The sequence below is a fragment of the Pseudomonas sp. CHM02 genome (assembly GCF_000612585.1).
Taxonomy (GTDB): Bacteria; Pseudomonadota; Gammaproteobacteria; order Pseudomonadales; family Pseudomonadaceae; genus Aquipseudomonas.
Map to the genome: position 1 here is coordinate 1 of NZ_JFCA01000044.1, position 20888 is coordinate 20888.

Consider the following 20888-nt stretch of genomic DNA (forward strand, 5'->3'; position numbering starts at 1 on the left):
TGAAGGCTCTCAACCCAGCTGGTGTGTAACGATTCGCTGGATAGTAGAGGCTTAAGCCAGGGTAGGGTGGTGTCCAGTCTTCGAGAACACGCACTAGAGCTCCACTAGCAAGGTGTGCACTGACAGCGAACTCGTTTGTCCAGGCTAGGCCAGCTCCTTGCACAGCGGCCTCCAGCATCAAATGATGGCTGTCCAGCGTGAGCGATCCATTGACATCTACAGCCTGTTGATCGCCACGCTTTGTGAACTCCCACTTATAAATCGTCCCGCTAGGAAAGCGAACGCGGATACAGTTATGCGCCATTAAGTCTGCCGGAACCTCTGGCCGCCTGCGGTTGGCAAAATATTGGGGGGATCCCACCACCGCAAAACGTAGAGGCGCACTTATGGGGATTGCAATCATGTCCAGAGGAACGCTTTCGGAAAGGCGAATACCCGCATCGAAGCCGCCTGCAACGATGTCCACGAGACTTCTATCAGTGACGATATCAACTCGCATATCCGGATATCGAGCCAGGTACTTCAACACGATAGGCGTCAGCACCATCTGAGCAGCACCTTCAGAGGTGTTCAAACGTAGCGTCCCTGTAGGCGTATTACCAAATTCGCTGACGGCTTCCATTGCCGTCGTTATGTCGCGCAGCGCTGGTTGTACCTGAATCAGAAATTGCTCACCAGCCGCAGTAAGGGAAACGCTACGGGTTGTTCTGTGGAACAACCTTACCCCTAAACGTTGTTCCAAGGTTGCGATGGCATGGCTCAGCGCTGAGGGCGATAAGCCCACTTCTATAGCCGCCCGTCGAAAGCTCCGGTGAATGGCTACGGCGACGAATGCGTGGAGTTCAAGAAAGCCTGATTTCTGCACTGTGCTAATTCCTGCATCTGTTCATCCAATATTAGCCTGATTGTTAGTTCAAATGGACAGGCATAACGTGATCACAGGCCTGAGGCAAGAGCCGAAAACTTGCTCGACATACCCAGCAAACCTCATTCATATCGCGCCATCGGCTATCCCTTTCACGGAAACTAGCCCTGTGCCTCGCGCACTCGCGGCTGACGAAATTCCGGGATTGGTGAAGCTCTATGGAGACGCCGCACGACGTGCCAGTGACGCGGGCTTCGATGTGCTTGAGATCCATGCTGCACATGGTTATTTGCTCAATGAGTTCCTCTCGCCACTCGCCAATACTCGCGATGACGAATATGGCGGTGACGCCAAGCGTCGCTATCGCTTCCTGCGCGAAGTGCTGGAGGAAGTCAAAACGCATTGGGGCGATCGCCCTCTGTTTGTTCGGATCTCCAGCTCCGATTACGCCGAAGGCGGCAACATCCCTGAGTCATTCCTTGAATATGGTCGCTGGATGAAACAGCAGGGCGCCGATCTGATCGACTGCAGCTCCGGCGGAATCAAGATGGTCAAGGTGCAGACCTATCCGGGCTACCAGGTACCGGCTTCGGAACTGCTGCGCAAAGAGCTGAACATTGCTACGGGGGCCGTGGGCGTGATCCAAAGTGGTCGCCAAGCCGAAGAAATTCTGCAAAACGGCCGAGCTGATCTGGTGTTTGTCGGTCGGCAAATGCTGCGTGATCCATTCTGGGTGCGCACTGCAGCAGATGATTTGAAAGAAATCATTGAAATTCCTACTGCCTACACACGATACGGTTCTGTATGGCTTGATACCAAAGCCTAATTATACATTAGTGCGGTAAAAGGGCGATCGGACTTAGCAACTCTCGATATCGAGAAATGACGGGCCCAAAAATACACTTCATCCTGTGGGAGTTGTTACGCCCGGTTAAGCATAGCTAGCTTGCCTTGCATGCGTCACTCATCGGGCAGATTTTTTCATAATGGGTGAAAGATGCCGGCCTCCTACGGGTGGCTGGCAAGTCAGTGAGTTAAGAGATTATTGGATTTAATTGCATAATCACGATGATAATTTAATTAGTGCGCTGTCGTGCTGCGCAGTAATCTGAGTTGCTGCCTGGATGAGGGTTCTCAATGCGAGCCTCGATCGAGTACGTATTTTAGCAAACCTTTTTAATTTAAGAACTTGGGCTAACTGCTAAAAGCTGCCCACAACTTTAGTAGAATTTTAAACGAGAACGAATACATGACTACTTCAATTCAGGGATTCGGCCGCCTGCAATCCAAAGTGGCTGTTATTACCGGAGCTGCTAATGGTATTGGTCGAGCAACCGCCGAGGTCATGGCGCGAGAGGGCGCAAAGCTTGTCCTGTCGGATGTTAATATCGATCTTTTGAACACGCTTGCCGACTCGCTTCGAGTCAAGGGAGTTGAAGTTACCACTATCAAATGCGACGTATCTGTAGAGCAAGATATTATCGAGATGATTGCGGTAGGCATCAAAACCTACGGGCAACTCGACGTAGTCGTTTCCAATGCTGGGATCATTCCGGAAGCAGATCTTGAGCAGGCAACCGCAGAGCTTTGGGATAAGGTGATGTCGATCAATGCCCGCGGCATGTTCCTTGTTGCAAAGCATGCTGCTGTTCACATGGTTCCTAAAGCTACAGGCTCGATAATTTTCCTTTCATCTATTGCGGCCTTGAATGGCATTCCTGGATTGGCTGTTTATGGCCCAAGTAAGTTCGTAGCATCGGGCCTTGCACTTCACCTCGCTGCCGAACTGTCACCAAAGGGTATTCGTGTCAATGCCGTTGCGCCAGGTACGATCGATACTCCTGCAGTCAGCAATATCTCCGAAGAGTATTTGAAGGTGATGACTGATAAACAAATGATCAAGCGACTTGGCAGGCCTGAGGAGATTGCAAACTCTATTCTCTTTCTCGCCTCTGATGAAGCATCTTTTGTTACCGGGACAGTGTTAACTGTTGATGGCGGTTATTCGGCTCTGTAATTTCGACATCATTTAGATTTAGCAAAATCAGGCTAAAGATTGAAAGAGAGTATAATTCAGATGCAACACTTAGGTGCGGCTCTTTTATAGCGGAGTCGCATCTCACACATCATTGATCGATCAAGCTGAATAATCTCCAAATTTACTGAAGTAGCCAGTGTAATGAGCGGTGGGATAAGGTCTTCCCTTACAAAAATAAGAAAGCTCGCAGACACTCTCATGCTCGTCCCTTCGTCCCTATCACCTTTTGGTGAACGGCAATCATGCTTGAGCGAACCAACGCTTAGGTGTATGTCGTTAGGGAGGGCCTGATAAGGCTCTGTTCCAACGTCCCGTACACAAAATTAGCCGCTGAGCAGTGCGCCAACGCTGGTTTGATGGCTGAAGCTACGAAGGGGTTAGCAATGAACGTGCCTTTTACTTCCTTTGCGCCGATCTCAATCGGCACGGCTCCGGCCGTGCCATTAATGCTCCCGAATGCAATTATTGATATCAACGAGCCAATGGATGAATGGGTTTATCACCTGCTGGAAGGTACCGCCTCTTAATAGCAGCAGGGCGCCAGTCTTCTGGTTTACAGAAGACCGGCGCCTGCCTTGAGCTGGTCTGATGAGCCCGTTCCCCCCATCGTAATCCCAAGCAGGTTCGCCAGCATGCATGCATCAGTCGACAATGAGTATGTTCGGGGCGTTGGGATCTCGTTGATGCAATAGGGATTTTGTAGGCGAACATTCAATCAATCGGATTCCATCCGATTTGCACTGCGCATGAAGTCAACAAATGCACGCAGCTTTCCAGGCATGTGCTTGCGATGCGGATAGTACAGATTGAACGCATCATCTAGTGCGCTGTCCTGCTTCAATATGTGCCGCAGCATTCCGCTGGCTAACTCTTGCTTTGCAAAATTTTCGAAGACGAAGCCGATGCCCTGACCTTGTATGGCTGCATCCAGAACGGATCTCATCTCATCGAACACAAAGCGCCCTTGAACGTCGACCTGGGTCATTTGGCCTTGAGCTTCGAACTTCCATTCGAACAGTCTGCCGCCAACGGAATAGCGTTGACGAATGCAGTTGTGCTCTAGCAGTTCCTCAATGGTTTCTGGTTCACTTAGATCGCGGAAGTAATCCGGTGCAGCAACGACAATTCTTTTTTGTAGCGATCCCAGCTGCACGGACACCATATCGTTCTGAACACGCTTTCCCATGCGTATGCCGATGTCAAAACCGCCATTGACAATATCACTCAGTCGGTTATCAAGGGATATCTCTACATTGATAAGTGGGAATTTTTCCATAAAGGCGTTGAGGTGCGGTTCGATAAAGATACGGTATGCGACGTAGGAAGAATTGAGGCGCACGGTGCCAGATGGCTGGTCGGTCGCGAGCAATGCTTGTGACAAGGCGTCCTTGATCAGTGCCAGTGCGGGGGCTAATGCTCCGATTAGAGCTTCGCCAGCCTCGGTTAAGCTGACACTGCGAGTTGTACGGTTGAACAATCGCACATTCAACTGCGCTTCTATGCCTTTGATGGTGCGTGATACGGCAGTCGGCGTGACACCCAACTCGATAGCCGCGCGGGCAAAATTCAAATGCCTGGCTGCAGCCTCAAACGTTAGAAGCCCAGGAAGATGCACGGGGGGGAGCGCGACTGCGGCCTTAGGAGAATCCGGGTGTGATGGGGTTTTTATTATGACTTTATTGCTCATACGGTATCCATGCCTGTGATCATTTTATTCATTATCGCTGATGCCTATAGTGGTGCATCAAATAATTTATTACGCCAAATCAGCGGTACATAGGCATCAACTGATGCAGGAGTAGAACCATGAGCCAAGCTACTTACGTACACGAATACCAAGCCATCACAGAGGTGCTAAACCAGTACATCGAGGGCTGCAAGCAAGCAAAAAGCAGCCTCATGAAGCCCGCTTTCAATGAGCAAGCGACCATGTTTAGCGTCGATGGGGACGGTAAGTTGGCCGGCGGCGCAATTCCAATCCTGTTCAAGGGTATCGACGAGGGTTTTCGCCCATCTCCCGACGCACCGGCCGCCATTGTACGCGTTGAGATCGTTGGTACGGCTGCTAGCGCCCGCATCGACGCTAATGACATGTCAGGCATTTCCTTCACCGACTTCTTCCATCTGTTGAAAGTCGATGGCAAGTGGACGGTCGTCAGCAAGATCTTCCACACCCACGTCACGCCTTGAACCTCTGCCGCCCTTGAGTCTGCGGAAGTTGAAGCTTCCCAGCACTCAGGCATAAAAATGGAAACGTTATGAAAACCCTTACTTCTGCTTTCGCTCTTACGGTCGTTACGCTTGCGCCCGGTACTGCCTCCGCGAACAGCTACCCGGGAGTTGAGCACAACACGGCGAAACTCTTGGAATCGCTTGAAGGTGTCCCGACGCTCGACTCCATGACGCCGGTCGATGCCCGTGCGGCGCTGGCGGGTGCCCAGGCTGCCCCCCAAGTGGCCTTGCCGGCAGCTGATGTCAGCGAGAAGACGATACGCGTCAACGGCAGCGATCTGAAATTGACCATCGTGCGACCCGTCGGCAGCCAACAGAAGACCCTGCCCGCATTCATGTATTTCCATGGCGGCGGCTGGGTGTTGGGCGATTTCCCGACCCACGAACGACTGGTGCGTGACCTGGTGGTAGGCTCGGGTGCCGTGGCGGTCTTCGTCAACTACAGCCTCTCTCCAGAGGCGGCATATGGTGTCGCCACTCAGCAAGCCTATGCCGCGACAAAATGGGTCGCCGAACATGGAGGGGATATCAAGGTAGACGGTAGTCGCCTCGCCGTAGCCGGCAACAGTGCTGGCGGTAACATTGCCGCTGTAGTTGCCCTGATGGCCAACGATAAGGGTGAGCCGGCACTGCGCTCACAAGTGTTGCTGTGCCCAGTGACAGACTCCAACGCTGACACACCGTCTTACAAGGAGTTTGCCAACGGTTATTTCCTCACTAAGGAGATGATGGCGTGGTTTTGGGACAATTATGTACCCGAAGCCGAGGTACGCAAACAGATTTATGCCTCTCCACTGCAGGCCACGACCGAACAGTTGAAGGGCTTGCCGCCGACGCTTATCCAGACTGCCGAATTCGATGTTCTACGCGATGAAGCTGAAGCATACGGCCGCAAGCTCGATGCTGCGGGTGTACCTGTGAAGACGGTTCGCTACAACGGCATGATTCACGATTTCGGTCTGTCAAACGCGTTCAGCCATCTGCCAACGCCGCGCAGTGCGATTGCGCAGGCGTCTCAGGAACTCAAGGTCAACCTGAGCAAGTAATTTCAAAGAAAACGAGGCCGCGAGTTACGCTGAAACTAGGGGTTTCGTTTTTGAAAACACATCGTAATTTCATTGCGAGGCTGCATGCGCACAGCAGATTCCCCGGAGTGTCTGCTGCGTTTTTGCGGTTGAGTATATTTCAATAATTGCACTCCTTACAAAGGGCGACTAAATGAAAATTACATCTATTAAGCAGCTTTTTTTCGTGGCCTTGATTTTGAGCATTGGCACGATGGCTCACGCAGAAAATGCACCGAGTATCCCGCAAGTCAGTAGTAAAAAAGTCAGCAAAGCTACGTACGTAGAAGACTATCAAGCTATTACAGAGGTGCTTAACAAGTATATTGAGGGTTGCAAGCAGGCCAAGAGCAGTATCATGAAACCCGCTTTCAATGAACATGCGACGATGTACAGCGTCGGCGCAGATGGCAAATTGAAAGGCGGCGCGATTCCAATCTTGTTCGAGGGAATTGACAATGGTTTCCGCCCATCTCCGGACGCAAAGGCTGCAATTACCCGCATCGAGATCATCGGTACTGCGGCTAGCGCTCGCATTGACGCCAACGACATGTCAGGTATTTCGTTCACTGACTTTTTCCATCTGTTGAAAGTCGATGGCAAGTGGACTGTGGTTAGCAAGATTTTCAACACGAATGTAGCGCCTTAGTTATCCAGTTGCACTGTACTAGCTCCTCATCAGGTGATGAGGGGCTTTCACAATTTCGGTTACATGGCGGTCGGGTGTACTAGACACCAGTTCATCAGGAACGAACTTTTGCTTGCAATCCCTGCAATGATTAACCTGGCATGCTGCATCGAATACTCTCACAGACCGGTAGCTACTTCATGAAGCTTTAAGTTTCCTTCGTCGGATTATAGCGCTTCAATGACTTGAAACGTCACTGATATGTGGGATTTGCTTTTCTAGAGTTTTATAGATGATCACCAGGCGTCTCGCGTGAGAACAGCGGGAGAAATTGTGGGATTCAGTGTTGCATATTACAGTGCGATCAGGAGTTTCCAATAAATTAATAGTCGGGGGAGTCAAGCTTAGAGAAAGGTTGGATTATTAACGCGGGGGAAGCAATCTATTAAAGAAAAGCCTCTCTTTCAATGGGTTTCGATGTGGAAAAATACAAGCATACAAAACACATTGGAGTTAATCATGAAATCTGCCATCGGAATTACCTTTGCTTTTTCTTTCCTTGCAGTGCTTGCGACCCTTACAGGGGCATCGATCAGCAACCAAGCGATTCCATCGGCGCCTGCAGCCGCGGCTAGCGGCGAAGTATTTTTAGCCTCTGATGGCGCGGAAAATTTAGAGCGCTGGCACAAACGTCAAGCTTAAATATTTGGGTTGGGCGCCAAATTCAACTGAGTTGGCGCTCTTCTCACTTCAAATACGTCTGGTTACAGACATGAGCTCTCACTGCTTAGTGAATTAGGTTGCTAATTATACAATTTAGCAAATTTAATAATCACCTTAATTGTTCCCATGGATTTAACAATGTAGCGGTTTCCCGTGCATATTTTTTTGCAGCGATCTGATTGATCGATGCTTTTGCATAATCCTCTTGAAAATTGAAATAGAACCCGTATTAGGCAACGGTTATGGTTTCTATCACTCAGACCAAAAACAAAATTGACAAGAGGTTTGCATGTTGCATCCACAAATTTCTCGGGTTCACACAGGCCTTCATAGCCCGCAATCCGGCCGCGAATCTTCCAATGACTCCAACGCCACGCGTGACGAGCCTTGCCAGCTTTTTGTTGCATGAGGGCGTCTTCCATGAAGCTCAGTTTTGCCGCGGATAAACCTCATTTCCCCGCACAAGCGAACGCGCCACTCGCACCCATGGCTTCTCAAACCGCCCCCATCGGGATCAACGAGCGCTCTGACAACTGGGTGTATTACGCAAGCCGGGTGCGCCCACATTACGAGCGGATGAACCGGCTCATTGGCCAGATCGGCGGATTGCTGATTCTGGGCCAGGCAAAAGGTTGCTTCGATACGTACTTTGAAATGTCGCGTACGCCGAAGGAGCAGACAGCAGCCTGCCTGGACGATCTCAATTCTGTGATCGCGCCCGCCGGTGCCATTCCTCATCTCACTCACATGCAGACAGCAGCTCGGCAGCTGAACCAGATCGCCCAGGATTTGCATGGGGCGGTGAGTGATCCCCGCGAGCTCACGGCGAAGCTGGCGCAATGGCTGGCTGCGCTGAAATCGGTAAGCGCCATGCTCCATTGCGCTGCAGATCCGGTGGTATCCCTGCAGCCGGTGGCGTTCGAAGACGCTTGCGCCTGCTGCGTAATCAAAACAACACCCTAGCCACACCTTTCCAAACCCTGTGCCTTCGCTAAAAACAACAAGGAGCACACCATGTCCGCAAATGCCTACTCCATCTGGGTGGCTGAATACGCCTATGTCACCAACTATCCCATTGGGGGCGTCCTTTCTGGCGCTCATAACGAAGGGGTTTGCAAGCTTCCCTATTGCTATGTAGTGATCAAGGGGGGCGGCCGAACAATGATGGTCGACGTTGGTTACAACCATTCCGCTTACGGCGGGGTGCTAGGTGACCGTTTCGGTGTCGAGCACTGGCATTCGCCGAAGCAAGTGCTCGAAGAGCTTGGGATCACGCCTGAAGAAGTGGACACCGTCTTCATTACGCACTCCCACTTCGATCACCTGGGCAACACCGACGCCTTCCCGAATGCCACGTTCTACATTCAGGAGCGCGAACTGTCGAAGTGGATCTGGGCGATGGCACAGCCAGAGCATATGCAGTGGATGATGACCGGTACCGATCCCTCGGACATCCTGAGAGCGGTGGAGTTGACCAAGCAGGGTCGTCTGCGTTGCATTGATGGCCCCCAAGAAGACGTCCTCCCAGGCATCGACCTTCACGTTGCCTTCGACAGTCATACATACGGATGTATGTGGGTGCACGTACGTAACGACTTGGCCCGGCAATCCCAGAATGGCTGGGTGCTCGCGGGTGACTTGGTCTACGTTTATGACAACCTCGTAGCCAACCCGCAGGTCAGCGACGGTCAGATTGAGGGCAAGCTGAGTCTCAAGCCCGTGGGCTTCGCCATGGGTAGCAACACCAACCTCATCACCGCTTCGGATGACATGCTCAAAGCGGTGGACTACCAGGTCAAGCGGGTGATACCGATCCACGAGGAGCGCCTGAAGGATGTATTCCCCTCACGGATCTCCAAGCTGGGTCTGCGGGTAAGTGAGCTTTGTCTGGCTGACGAACAAGCCTCGGCTGTCCTCTAGAACCATCCTCACCGACGGGTGAAGCGCTGTTCAGGAGGTGAGCGGCGCTTTGCCGCAGATGGAGGGAGCTAAGGGGACGTGCGTTGATGTCCGCTACCATCTGATCAGAACGAGTAACGACGCATCCCACCGTCGGCCACCAATACTGTGCCAGTGATGTAGCGGGCACGTGGGGAGGCCATCGTGGCATTGACGATTTCCGGCTCGAGATTGCCCGAAATGTTGACGATCGAGCCGGCTTTGCGTGCGAGGAAGTTAGGCAACAGCTTCTGGGTAACCTGGCGATGACGATCAAAGTTGAGCGTCATGCCCTCAATCCAGTGTTCTTCTGGGGCGTCGATATCCATCGGACGGCTACCGCCGGCGTTGTTGATCAAGATGTCGATGTGACCCATGGCGGCCAGAGCGGCAGCGACGATCTTTTCAGGGCCATCAGCGGCGACGAAATCTTGGGCAAAGGTGACGGGAGCGACACTGCCGGACTCTTCGATTTCCGATATCAGGCTGGCGAGCAAATCCTCGTTACGGGCGGTGGCGAATACTTTCACGCCTTCAGCCGCAAGTGACTTAACGATGGCGCGGCCTAGGCCTTGGCTTGTTTTCCAGCGATTTGCAGATCCATGTTCAATCCTCATGAGTAGAAGGGGCGTCGGGTTTAGGGATAGCACCCGACTTGTGAGCAGATTCTGGTCGCCTATGGCGATTCGATAAATAGCCGCACCGGAAACACATTAGGAACGATGCTGTACTAATCCCCACTGATATTTTCATCAGCATTAACAGTAAGGCAGGCCTGTGTCTTATCTGCGCTCTGTAAGTGGCTCAGTTGTTGGAGTTGATCCGCTGCAAACAGCGTGGAGAACTCCAAGCTTACTTAGAAAATTTCACTAATAGATTAAATCGAATAATCGAAATTATTATTCAATTAGTGCCATCCTCAGGATTCTCATACGATCACCTTAGCTCGCCGGCGCACCTCATGCGCTTGTCGATCCACAGCAACTGAGGAATTTCAAATTGGGCCAGACAAATAACAATCAGCCTATGGCAGGTGTCCGTGTACTGGACATTGCCACATTCGTTGCCGCTCCATTCTGCGGAACCATCCTCGCGGATTTCGGTGCAGAGGTAATCAAGATCGAGCAACCTGCGGGGGGCGATACCCTGCGCAAATTCGGCACTCCTACCGAGTGCGGTGACAGCATGGTTTGGCTCAGTGAAGCCAGAAACAAGCAGTCCGTGACGCTTGATCTGCGTTCCGAGCAAGGCGCTGATCTGTTCAGGCAGCTCGTCGCAAAGTCTGACGTGGTGCTCGAAAACTTTCGTCCGGGAACCTTGGAAAAATGGGGCCTGAGCTTTGAGTCGTTGCGTGAGATCAACCCTAAGCTTGTGATGCTACGCGTCAGTGCCTATGGCCAGACAGGCCCGAAGCGTGGTGAGCCAGGCTTCGCCCGGATAGCCCATGCCTTTGGCGGCCTGTCCTTCTTGGCTGGCGAGAAAGACGGCCCGCCAGTAGTCCCTGGCTCAACCTCGTTGGCCGATTACATCTCCGGCATGTGGGGCGCGATTGGCGTCCTGCTGGCGTTGCGCTCTGTGCAAGCCGGTGGCGTTGGCCAATACGTCGACATCGGCCTTTATGAATCCGTTTTTCGCCTGCTCGACGAGATCGCGCCGGTGTATGCGAAATACGGATATGTCCGTGAGCGGATGGGCGCAGACACCATCAACGTCGTTCCTCACAGCCACTATCAGACCAAGGACGGCCAGTGGATCGCGCTGGCTTGCAGTAACGACCGCATGTTCCAGCGACTGGCTGTGACCATGGGCAAGCCTGAACTGGCTGAACAGTACCCCACCAGTCCAGATCGCGTTAAAGAGCGCGCCAAGATCAACGCCCTCGTAGCTCTGTGGGTATCAGATTTCACTCAGCAGGAGCTGCTGGATGTCTGCAAGGAGGGGCAGGTGCCTGCCGGCCCGCTGAACTCCATTGCCGATATTTTTGAAGATCCGCAGTTCGCCGAGCGTGAAAACCTCATCAAGGTTCAAGACCCACGCATCGGTGAATTGGTTTTGCCCAACGCCATGCCGCGGCTTTCTGAAACGCCGGCGGCATTCGTTTCTACCGGCCCAGCGCTAGGGGCAAGCACCGAGGACATCCTCAGTCGCTTGCTCGGCGTCTCCGCCGAAACCCTTCAGGCCCTTAAAGCCAGCAAAGTGATTTGAACAAGGAATCGACAATGTCTAATTATAAAATGTACATCGGTGGTGAGTGGGTTGAAGCTGCTGCTGGTGAGACTTTTGAAACCAAAAATCCCTACACCGGCGAAACCTGGGCAACGCTGCCTCGCGGTCGCGCCGCTGATGCTGAGAAAGCCGTAGCTGCCGCAAAAGCTGCTTTCAATTCTCCTGAATGGTCGAAAATGAAGGCCAGTGCCCGTGGCCAATTGCTGCGCCGCCTGGGCGACCTCATCGCTGAAAACGTCGAGCACCTGGCTGCGACCGAAGTTGCTGACAACGGCAAGCTGCTGGCTGAAATGCGTGGCCAAGTCCGTTATCTGCCCCAGTATTTCTATTACTTCGGCGGCCTGGCCGACAAAATTGAAGGCGGCGTCCTGCCTATTGATAAGCCAGACACCTTCACCTTCACGCGCTATGAGCCGCTGGGCGTGTGCGTGGCGATCACGGCGTGGAACTCGCCGCTGCTGCTGGCTGTGAACAAGCTTGCGCCAGGTCTCGCCGCAGGTAATACCTTCGTCCTGAAGCCTTCCGAGTTCACTTCAGCGTCGGCGCTGGAGCTGGCCAAGCTCATCGAGAAAGCCGGCTTCCCGAAAGGCGTGGTCAACGTTGTCACCGGGTTCGGCCTTGAAGTCGGTGAGCCATTGGTCACCCATCCTGACGTGGCCAAGATTGCGTTTACTGGCAGCGAATATGGCGGCCAGAAGATCTATGAATCTGCTGCCAAGAACTTCAAGAAAGTCACCTTGGAGCTGGGCGGCAAATCGCCCAACATCGTGTTCGACGATGCCAACCTGGACAACGCCGTGAAGGGTGTTGTCGGCGGCATCATGGCTGCCACTGGCCAGACCTGCGTTGCGGGCTCGCGCTTGCTGGTGCAGGAATCCATCCACGACGAGTTCGTTGAAAAACTGCTGGCATTTGCAGCCACGGCCAAGATGGGTGACCCGATGTTGCCGACCACTCAGGTGGGCCCGGTCACGACTCCTGCTCAATATCAGAAGATTCTGGATTACATCGGTATCGCCAAGGAAGAGGGTGCGGTCTGCCGTCTGGGGGGCAACCCCTCGACCAAGCCTGAATGCGGCAATGGCCTGTTCGTTGAGCCCACCATCTTCACTGGCGTGAACAACCAGATGCGCATTGCGCGCGAAGAAGTCTTCGGCCCAGTCCTGAGCATCATTCCATTCAAAGATGAAGAAGACGCCATCGCGATTGCCAACGACACGCCTTACGGCCTGGCAGCTGGCGTGTGGACGCAGAGCACTCGTCGCTCGCTGATGATGTCCGAGCGTCTTCAGGCCGGCATGGTCTGGATCAACATGTATCGCGCAGTCAGCTACATGGCGCCGTTCGGTGGCTTCAAACGCTCCGGTGTGGGTCATGAAAACGGCCAGGACGCCATCTACTCCTATCTGCAGACCAAGACCGTGTGGATCAGCACAGCGCTGGAAACCCCGGATCCATTCGTCCTCGGCTGATTCACGAAACCGCCGATTGCAGAGAAGGATAAAAATAATGACGACGCAATTTCCAATGCCTGGCCGCTTCCTCGAAGACTTCAAGGTCGGTGACACCTATCGTCACTGGCCTGGTCGCACCATCACTGAGACGGACAACATCCAGTTCAGCCTGATGACGATGAACCGGCACCCGATGCACTGCGACAGTAACTTCACGGCCAAAAGCGAATTCGGCCGACCCCTGATCAACAGCGGGCTGACGGTCGCGATCGTCTTGGGCCTGACCGTGGACGATGTCAGCCTCAATGCCATCGCCAATCTGGGGTGGAAGGACATCACGCTGAGCGCGCCGGTATTCCCTGGCGATACCTTGTATGCCCGTTCCGAAGTCACCGAGGTTCGCGAAAGTGCCAAGCGTCCAGGGCAGGGCATCGTGACGACACGTACTGAAGCCTTCAATCAGGATGGCACGGTCTGCATGAGCTTCATTCGCGCCTGCCTGGTGCCTACCCGGCAGAACGCTACCGAACTGCGTGCGCGTGGAGCGGAAGGGTCATGAATTACGATCTGCTCAAAGGTGTTCGAGTTATCGAAAGTTCGGCATTCATCGCTGCCCCGCTGTGTGGGATGACCCTTGCCCAATTGGGTGCTGAGGTTATTCGGGTCGACCTGATTGGCGGTGGGATCGACTATCAACGTCTGCCCATGATGCCCGAAGGTCGCAGCATCTACTGGACGAGCCTCAACAAGGCCAAGAAGTCGGTTGCTATCGACATCAAGCGGCCGGAAGGGCGTGAGCTGTTGCAGCAACTGGTTGGCGCGCCTGGCGAAGCCGGCGGCATCCTGCTCACCAATATCGGCACTCCATGGCTGAGCCACAAGCTGCTGTCTGAAATGCGGCCTGATCTGATCTCCTGCACCATCGAAGGCAACTTCGATGGGAGCACCGCGGTTGACTACACCGTCAACTGTGCGACGGGTTATCCGATGCTCACCGGGAATGGCTCAGCTGATCGGCCTGTGAACCACACGTTGCCGGCGTGGGATGTCATCTGCGCCAACCAGGCGGCCACCGCCATCGTTGCCGCCTTGGCTCGTCGTCAGCAAAGCGGAGAGGGCGCTGAGATCCGGTTGGCGTTGTCTGACAGCGCCTTCTCGACACTTTCTCATCTTGGCCTACTGACTGAGTCTGAGTTGATTGAGCAGCCGCGCGAGTCGCTGGGTAATTACCTGTACGGGGCATTTGGTCACGACTTTGCGACCAATGATGGCAGACGCGTAATGATCGTAGCCATTTCATCCCGGCAATGGCGAGCCCTGGTAAAAGCCTGTGACCTTGAGGGGGCAATCGAATCTCTGCAGTCCGCTCTGGGCGTCAACTTCGACAATGAGTCCGACCGGTTTGAAGGCCGCGAGCTGCTGGGTGCGTTGATCAAGCAGTGGTGCTCGAAGCGCTCACTGGCGCAGATCGAAGCGCACCTGACCCAACACGGAGTGGCCTATGGGCCTTACCGCACCGTGCGGCAGTTGCTCCAGGAGGACAACCGGGTCTCATTGGAAAACCCTGTATTCGAGCGCATCACGACTTCTGGCGTCGGTGAGCACTTAGCAGCCGGCACGCCTCTGAGATTCGGGCAATCGCAGCGTCATGCCATCCAGCCCGCACCGCAGCTTGGGCAAAACACCGATGAGGTGCTTGCTGATGTCCTCGGGCTCAGTCAGCAGGAGATCGGTGCATTGAGAGACAAGGGAATTGTCGCGGGTGCTTCGGGTTAAGCATCAGCGATTGCGGAACGTGCGACTTACAAAAATAAAAGCGAGCGATCTGAATGAGTAGTCTATTAATTTGCCTGGCGTCACTGGGCTTTCTGATGTTTGTCGCGTACCGGGGCTTCAGTGTCATCCTGTTCGCGCCGATTGCAGCCTTGGCTGCCGTGTTACTCACTGAACCTGCCATGGTCGCGCCGGCCTATAGCGGGCTGTTCATGGACAAGATGGTAGGGCTGTTGAAGCTCTATTTTCCCGTGTTCATGCTGGGCGCAGTCTTCGGCAAGCTCATTGAGGTGTCGGGCTTTGCCCGCTCAATCGTCACCGCTATTTCGAAGTGGTTTGGTAGTAGCTACTCGATCACCTGCATCGTTTGCGTGGGTGGCGTGTTGACGTATGGCGGCGTGTCTCTGTTCGTGGTGGTGTTCGCACTCTATCCATTCGCAGCCGAGCTTTTTCGCCGCAACGACATCCCCAAACGACTGATCCCGGCGACCATTGCGCTGGGCGCCTTTACGTTCACCATGGACTCGCTTCCAGGTACTCCGCAGATCCAGAACATCATACCGACGGCGTTCTTCGGCACTGATGCTTACGCGGCGCCATGGCTCGGTATCATCGGGGCAATCTTCGTTGCGGGCTGTGGTATCACCTACCTGGAGATGCGTCGCCGGAGCCTGATGGCCAAAGGCGAGGGCTACGGCTCGGGGCATACCAATGAGCCGGCTCCGCACACTGACGAGAATGTAATAAGTGCGTGGTTGGCAATACTGCCCCTGATCATCGTCGGCGTGGGCAACAAGCTTCTTCTCGACCTGATCCTTTCCCATTACGGCGCTGGCAACCAGGTGATGGTGACCTTCCGGCCTGACTTCACTGCCGTTGCTCAGGACGTCACCAAGATGGCCGCGGTATGGGCAGTAGAAGGCGCACTGGCGCTGGGTATCCTGGCGACATTGGTACTGGGCTGGGGCCGAATTCGTGGCAAGTTTACGAACTCCACTCAGATCGCCGTCTCTGGTTCCCTGCTGGCAGGGGTAAACACGGCTTCGGAATATGGGTTCGGCGCGGTGATTGCTGCGCTGCCAGGGTTCAAGATGGTCGCCGATACGCTGTCGCACATTGAAAACCCTCTAGTGAATCTGGCTGTCAGCGTGAACGTGCTCGCGGGCATTACCGGCTCCTCATCGGGTGGGCTGAGTCTGACCCTGGGTGCGCTGGGCGATCACTTTGTCGCACTGGCCCACCAGTATGCGATCCCTGCCGAAGTAATGCACCGAGTGGCGTCCATCGCCGCGGGTGGCATGGATACGCTGCCGCACAACGGCGCGATCATCACACTCATGGCTGTTACCGGCCTGACTCACCGCCAAGCCTACGGCGACATTTTCATACTGACGATTTTCAAAACCATGGCTGCCTTCGTGGTGATTGCAGTTTTCTACCTGACAGGCCTGGTTTGATTGGCCAACTCCCGACAAAAAAACAAAGGATAGGGGTGAACACATGAACGTTAAAAACTATGACTACATCATTGTTGGCGCAGGTTCAGCAGGTTGTGTGCTCGCGAACCGCCTCAGCGCTGACCCGTCCAAGCGAGTACTGCTGCTTGAGGCTGGGCCATCCGATGACTTGCTGTGGATAAAGATCCCGGCAGGCATGACCCGCTTGTTTTCCAACAGCAAGGTGAACTGGCGCTACCAGGGCGCAAAGGAGCCTGGCCTAAACAACCGCGTTCTGTACTGCCCTCGAGGTAAGACGCTGGGCGGTTCTAGTGCCATCAACGGTCTGGTCTACATGCGCGGCAACTCGCATGACTACGATTCGTGGCGCGATGAGGGTAACGAAGGCTGGGGCTGGTCAGACGTTCTGCCGTACTTCAAGAAAAGTGAGCGCCAACTGCGCGGCGGCGATGAGTTCCATGGCGCAACGGGGGAGCTTGCCATCTCCGATGTGGTCAATCCCCACATTGCCTCCCTGACCTTCATCGAGTCTGCAAAGACAATCGGCATTCCTTTCAACAAGGACTTCAACGGTGCCCAGCAATACGGCGTGGGCTACCCCCAGATGACCGTTGAGAACGGCGTACGTCAGTCTGCCGCCACAGCGTTCTTGAAGCCTGTGCGCAGCCGTCCGAATCTCGAGGTTCAGGTCAACACCCATGCGGAGAAGATCCTGTTTGAGGGTAAACGTGCCGTAGGCGTGCGATTTGCGATCAAGGGTCACAACCAGAAGCAAGAGGTTTTTGCCAAGGAAGTAATTCTGAGCGGCGGCACGATTGCGTCGCCTCAACTGCTCATGCTCTCGGGTGTGGGGCCTAAAGATCACCTGAAGGAGCATGGCATCGAGGTCGTGCACGACCTGCCGGGCGTGGGCGAGAACCTCCACGATCACGCATACGTTCACTTCCTGAACCAGGTGACGCCAAAGTTTTCGATCAACCACGAAATCCAGGGCTGGCGCCTGATCCCCCATGTGCTGCATTACGTGGGCGCTCGCAAGGGCCTGCTGACATCGGCAGCGGCGCAGGTGGTCTGCTTCATCAAATCCGATGAGTCAATGGTCTCGCCAGACCTGCAGATCCAGTTCAGACCTTTCAGCATCATCGTGACCGAAGACGGCAAGATCGTCCCTGAGAAGATCCCCGTGGTTACCGCATCTTGCAGCCAGATTCGGCCCAAATCCCGCGGCCGTATCCGTCTCAATTCGGCCAATCCTTACGATGACCCGAACATCCTCATGAATTACCTGACGCACGAGGATGACTGCAAGGCCTTGATCGCCGGTATTCGCTGGATGAGGAAAATCCATGCTGCCCAGCCACTGTCGCAGCACATCGTCAAAGAGACCATGCCGGGTAGTCACGTCCAGACCGATGAGCAGTTGCTCGATTATCTGCGCAAGTTTGGCCAGTCCATGTACCACCCGGTCGGCTCTTGCCGCATGGGCAATGACGAAACAGCCGTTGTCGACTCCAGATTGCGTGTAAGGGGCATTGAGGGCCTGCGTGTGATCGACGCCTCGATCATGCCGAGCATCAGTTCAGGCAACACCAATGCACCGGCCATCATGATCGCCGAGAAGGGCGCGGACATGGTGCTTGAAGATGTTCGTTCAACCAACAATGTCGCAAGTCTTGGTCTGACAGCCAAAGCTGCTGTGGCATAAGGAGGACTCGTGGAACACTCTCAGTGGATTGGTAAAACGCAGGATCGTGCGGAGGTTATCACCGAGGCGAACGCTGCGAGGATCGCTGCAACGCTCAATGAAAAGCCTCCCGTTGATGGCGAAGCCTTACCCCTGCTGTGGCATTGGGCTTACTTCCAGGATCTGGCCTCCACAGAGGCCTTGCGCACTGACGGTCATGCCAAGACCGGTGATTTTCTTCCCGACGCTGGCGACCGCACGCGCATGTGGGCAGGCGGCCGCCTGACCTTCGTCAAGCCGCTGGTGGTAGGCAAGCGCGCCCAGCGTAGTTCCACTATCCAGGACGTGAAAGAAAAGCAGGGCCGTTCGGGCTCACTGCTCTTCGTGACAGTGCGTCACGAGTACCTCCAGGAGGGAGAGGTTGCCCTGGTGGAAGAGCAAGACATCGTCTACCGCGCCGTCACAAAGGCTGTCGTCGGGGAGGGCGATCCGCTACCCGACGCCGAGTGGTCTGAGGAGATCGATGCGAGCCCCACCATGCTCTTTCGCTACTCAGCGGTCACCTTCAACTCTCACAAGATCCACTATGACTGGCGGTACGTCACAGAAGTGGAAGGCTACCCGGGACTCGTGGTGCACGGCCCCCTCACGGCCACGCTGGTGATGCGTGCTTTCTGCAAGTTTGCCCCGGACTCTGTCGTCCGGTCATTCGCATTCCGCGGAGTCAGACCGCTGATAGCGGGCGACACGCTGATTGTCGGTGGGCGTGTGATTGAATCGGGGAAGGCGTCGGTCTGGGCCGGGAATCAAGGCGGGGTCGGGCAGGTGGGCGAGATCGGGTTTGACTGATCATTTAACGATTTAATAGCAGGACTAATCATGGCAAACGCTTCAAACCAATCTCGCGCGCACGATGTGGTGCGCTCCGCACTATTTGTCCCAGGCGATCGCCCCGAGCGTTATTCGAAGGCGCTCGCGAGCGGTGCTGACCGGGTAATCGTTGATTTCGAGGATGCTGTGGAGGAGGGCGCGAAAGCCGGCGCAAGGCAACTGCTAGGCGACTATCTGATTGCCAATCCTGAGGCGAGCGTGTGGGTGCGTGTCAATTCGCCTGGCCACGTACAACACGAGCAAGACCTTGCATTCTGTCGTGAGCATCATGGGGTCGTCGCGATCATGCTCCCCAAAGCGGAGACCAAGGCGCAGATAGAGACCGCGGCTGCTACCGGAAAGCCCGTCGTCCCTATTATCGAAAGCGCACTGGGTGCGGCGAATCTAAGCGATCTGTGCTCAGCGACGGGCTTGGAAAGGCTTTGCTTTGGCGCTATCGACATGGCCCTTGATCTGGGGCTCAAGGATGGATCGGCAGGCGCATTGACGGTACTGGAACACCTGAAGGTCGGCATTGTTGTTCAATCTAAGGTTCATGGTTTGGCCCCGGCCTTTGATGGCGTGTTCCCAGCGATCAACGACTCTGCGGGTTTGAAGCATGCAGTGCAGACGGCGGCCCAAATGGGCTTCGGCGGTGTGCTGTGTATCCACCCCAAGCAAGTGGCGGATATCCATTCGGCACTCGCACCTGAAGTCGAGGAGATCAATTGGGCGAACCGTGTCTTGGCTGCCTCTGAGACGCAAGGCGGGGCTTTCAAGCTCGACGGGCAGATGATTGATGCGCCAGTGCTCGCTCGGGCAAGACGCATCCTCAGCACGCTGAGTAATTGACCTTCCAGTTAGCGAGTAGCACGCTGGCGATCGATGGAGTGCGGTGCTGTGATCAGCAGCCGCACCAGCTGGGCAAGACGTGAAGCCGCCGGAGATAATTTCCTTCCCTTAAGTGTGATGATGGCCAACTGGCGAGTGAGTTCCGGCTCAATGATCAGCATCTCGTGGGTGTCTGGACTTGGGTGATCTGGCAGCACCACAGCGGGTAGAACTGCGGCGCCCAACCCTGCGTTAGCCATGGAAATCAGGGTCTGGGCCTGGTTGAACTGGTAGCGCGTCTTCAACTCAAGACCAAGTTGCTTGGCCGTGTCATCGACGACGGCACGCAGAATCGTTGCGAAGTTCAGTAGCAAGAGCGGCAGCTCCGCCAATTCGGTCATCGTGATCGTCGGCCCACCAGCTTCTCGGAGTTTCTTGGGCACCAGAGCGTAGAGGTTTTCCGTGAGGATGGTCTCGAAGTTGAAGTCCTGATTCTCGCTCATGGGCCCGATCCCGAAATCCACTTCTCCCTTGCGAATGCTGTCGTGCATGTCGCCCGAGGTGAGCTCGTGCACAAACACTTCAATACCTGGGAAATCGCTTTCGAATGCAGCAAGGATCTTTGCTAGGCGCGTGGACGCGACGGTGGTCGAGCAGGCGAGAAAGATTCGTCCCCGTTTCAAGTCAGCCGTTTCCTGGATTCGACGTAGACCCAACTCCACCTCACGCACCGCTCGTTTTGCGCTCTCCAGCAGCTCGACGCCTGACTCTGTGAGGCTGACCTGACGCGTCGTTCGATGAAAGAGCTGCACACCTAGCTGGCTCTCCAGTTGCTTGATCTGGCTGGTAACCGCTGATTGAGACTTGTGGGTCAAGTCAGCTGCCTGCCGAAAGCTTCCATGCTCTGCAACGAGCATGAAGGCTTGGAGAAGCTTGAGATTGACGTTTGGCAGGGGCTGGGGATCGACTGGGGCGGCCATGATGAGCTCATTATTAGATTAGATTGCACAATTAACATGATAATTGAATTGGTCGGTTTCGCCAGTGCGCAGTAACCTCAATTTCACCGAAAAGGTAATGGCGCCATACAAAAATAAAAGGAGCC

22 protein-coding genes are annotated in these 20888 nt (G+C 54.6%); 17 read left to right on the top strand and 5 right to left on the bottom strand.

From position 1 onward, the window contains the following. On the bottom strand, window positions 1-865 hold an 865-nt coding region (locus BM70_RS0123485; protein ID WP_025858301.1), incomplete at its 3' end, for a LysR family transcriptional regulator. A gap of 169 nt (window positions 866-1034) precedes the next feature. Between BM70_RS0123485 and BM70_RS0123490 the strand changes: the two genes are divergently transcribed. The 3 genes from BM70_RS0123490 to BM70_RS33170 all read left to right on the top strand — a co-directional run bounded on the left by BM70_RS0123490 (window position 1035) and on the right by BM70_RS33170 (window position 3430). Further along, window positions 1035-1691 carry a hypothetical protein gene (locus BM70_RS0123490; RefSeq protein WP_256220938.1) on the top strand — a complete coding sequence of 219 codons (657 nt, stop codon included), beginning with the start codon at window positions 1035-1037 and terminating at the stop codon, window positions 1689-1691. Between the two features lie 423 nt (window positions 1692-2114). Continuing rightward, the gene (locus BM70_RS0123495) at window positions 2115-2882 is read left to right on the top strand and encodes an SDR family NAD(P)-dependent oxidoreductase (RefSeq protein ID WP_025858303.1); all 768 of its coding nucleotides are present in this window, start codon (window positions 2115-2117) and stop codon (window positions 2880-2882) included. Window positions 2883-3286: 404 nt separating this feature from the next. Continuing rightward, window positions 3287-3430, top strand: coding sequence for a hypothetical protein (locus BM70_RS33170; RefSeq protein ID WP_155952188.1), 144 nt, complete (start codon window positions 3287-3289; stop codon window positions 3428-3430). Window positions 3431-3618: 188 nt separating this feature from the next. On the opposite strand, the gene BM70_RS0123505 is transcribed toward BM70_RS33170, so the two are convergent. Then, window positions 3619-4590 (bottom strand): LysR family transcriptional regulator, encoded by a 972-nt coding sequence (locus tag BM70_RS0123505; RefSeq protein WP_025858305.1) that lies wholly within the window; start codon window positions 4588-4590, stop codon window positions 3619-3621. A 119-nt stretch (window positions 4591-4709) separates the two neighbouring features. Between BM70_RS0123505 and BM70_RS0123510 the strand changes: the two genes are divergently transcribed. The 4 genes from BM70_RS0123510 to BM70_RS33175 all read left to right on the top strand — a co-directional run bounded on the left by BM70_RS0123510 (window position 4710) and on the right by BM70_RS33175 (window position 7529). Further along, complete coding sequence (locus BM70_RS0123510) at window positions 4710-5093, top strand: nuclear transport factor 2 family protein (RefSeq protein ID WP_025858306.1); 384 nt, start codon at window positions 4710-4712, stop codon at window positions 5091-5093. A gap of 68 nt (window positions 5094-5161) precedes the next feature. Further along, a complete protein-coding gene (locus BM70_RS0123515) occupies window positions 5162-6181 on the top strand; it encodes an alpha/beta hydrolase (RefSeq protein WP_025858307.1) in 1020 nt (339 codons plus the stop codon). A gap of 232 nt (window positions 6182-6413) precedes the next feature. Beyond that, on the top strand, window positions 6414-6848 hold the full coding sequence (locus BM70_RS0123520) for a nuclear transport factor 2 family protein (RefSeq protein WP_051556788.1): 435 nt from the start codon (window positions 6414-6416) through the stop codon (window positions 6846-6848). Window positions 6849-7346: 498 nt separating this feature from the next. Then, window positions 7347-7529 (top strand): hypothetical protein, encoded by a 183-nt coding sequence (locus tag BM70_RS33175; protein ID WP_155952189.1) that lies wholly within the window; start codon window positions 7347-7349, stop codon window positions 7527-7529. 101 nt (window positions 7530-7630) lie between these two features. Here BM70_RS33175 and BM70_RS33180 read toward each other — a convergent pair whose 3' ends face one another. Further along, window positions 7631-7972, bottom strand: coding sequence for a hypothetical protein (locus tag BM70_RS33180; protein WP_155952190.1), 342 nt, complete (start codon window positions 7970-7972; stop codon window positions 7631-7633). On the opposite strand from BM70_RS33180, the gene BM70_RS0123525 reads away from it, so the two are divergent. Together BM70_RS0123525 and BM70_RS0123530 are read left to right on the top strand one after the other, a co-directional pair. After that, complete coding sequence (locus BM70_RS0123525) at window positions 7971-8513, top strand: hypothetical protein (protein ID WP_025858309.1); 543 nt, start codon at window positions 7971-7973, stop codon at window positions 8511-8513. The two genes, BM70_RS33180 and BM70_RS0123525, sit on opposite strands and share 2 nt — an antisense overlap. Before the next feature lie 51 nt (window positions 8514-8564). Then, entirely contained in the window at window positions 8565-9470 is a 906-nt protein-coding gene (locus BM70_RS0123530) for an N-acyl homoserine lactonase family protein (protein ID WP_025858310.1), read from the top strand. A 104-nt stretch (window positions 9471-9574) separates the two neighbouring features. Here the strand turns inward: BM70_RS0123530 and BM70_RS31515 are convergent, their stop codons facing one another. Further along, window positions 9575-10105 carry an SDR family NAD(P)-dependent oxidoreductase gene (locus tag BM70_RS31515; protein ID WP_177326584.1) on the bottom strand — a complete coding sequence of 177 codons (531 nt, stop codon included), beginning with the start codon at window positions 10103-10105 and terminating at the stop codon, window positions 9575-9577. 382 nt (window positions 10106-10487) lie between these two features. Here BM70_RS31515 and BM70_RS0123540 point away from each other — a divergent pair, with 382 nt between their 5' ends. The 8 genes from BM70_RS0123540 to BM70_RS0123575 are packed head-to-tail and all read left to right on the top strand — an operon-like array spanning window position 10488 to window position 19804. Further along, the gene (locus tag BM70_RS0123540; RefSeq protein ID WP_218187298.1) at window positions 10488-11693 is read left to right on the top strand and encodes a CaiB/BaiF CoA-transferase family protein; all 1206 of its coding nucleotides are present in this window, start codon (window positions 10488-10490) and stop codon (window positions 11691-11693) included. A gap of 14 nt (window positions 11694-11707) precedes the next feature. Continuing rightward, window positions 11708-13186 carry an aldehyde dehydrogenase gene (locus BM70_RS0123545; protein ID WP_025858312.1) on the top strand — a complete coding sequence of 493 codons (1479 nt, stop codon included), beginning with the start codon at window positions 11708-11710 and terminating at the stop codon, window positions 13184-13186. A gap of 37 nt (window positions 13187-13223) precedes the next feature. Then, window positions 13224-13727: a MaoC family dehydratase gene (locus BM70_RS0123550; protein ID WP_155952191.1), complete on the top strand. Its 504-nt coding sequence runs from the start codon at window positions 13224-13226 to the stop codon at window positions 13725-13727. Further along, the gene (locus tag BM70_RS0123555; RefSeq protein WP_025858314.1) at window positions 13724-14944 is read left to right on the top strand and encodes a CoA transferase; all 1221 of its coding nucleotides are present in this window, start codon (window positions 13724-13726) and stop codon (window positions 14942-14944) included. The genes BM70_RS0123550 and BM70_RS0123555 overlap by 4 nt, the downstream gene beginning before the upstream one ends. A 53-nt stretch (window positions 14945-14997) precedes the next feature. Beyond that, complete coding sequence (locus tag BM70_RS0123560; protein ID WP_025858315.1) at window positions 14998-16398, top strand: GntP family permease; 1401 nt, start codon at window positions 14998-15000, stop codon at window positions 16396-16398. Window positions 16399-16441: 43 nt separating this feature from the next. Next, window positions 16442-18103 (top strand): GMC family oxidoreductase, encoded by a 1662-nt coding sequence (locus BM70_RS0123565; RefSeq protein ID WP_025858316.1) that lies wholly within the window; start codon window positions 16442-16444, stop codon window positions 18101-18103. A gap of 9 nt (window positions 18104-18112) precedes the next feature. Beyond that, window positions 18113-18931: a MaoC family dehydratase N-terminal domain-containing protein gene (locus tag BM70_RS0123570; RefSeq protein WP_025858317.1), complete on the top strand. Its 819-nt coding sequence runs from the start codon at window positions 18113-18115 to the stop codon at window positions 18929-18931. Between the two features lie 30 nt (window positions 18932-18961). Beyond that, on the top strand, window positions 18962-19804 hold the full coding sequence (locus tag BM70_RS0123575; protein WP_025858318.1) for a CoA ester lyase: 843 nt from the start codon (window positions 18962-18964) through the stop codon (window positions 19802-19804). Between the two features lie 8 nt (window positions 19805-19812). Here BM70_RS0123575 and BM70_RS0123580 read toward each other — a convergent pair whose 3' ends face one another. Further along, the gene (locus BM70_RS0123580; protein ID WP_025858319.1) at window positions 19813-20763 is read right to left on the bottom strand and encodes a LysR family transcriptional regulator; all 951 of its coding nucleotides are present in this window, start codon (window positions 20761-20763) and stop codon (window positions 19813-19815) included. Between the last annotated feature and the right edge of the window lie 125 nt (window positions 20764-20888).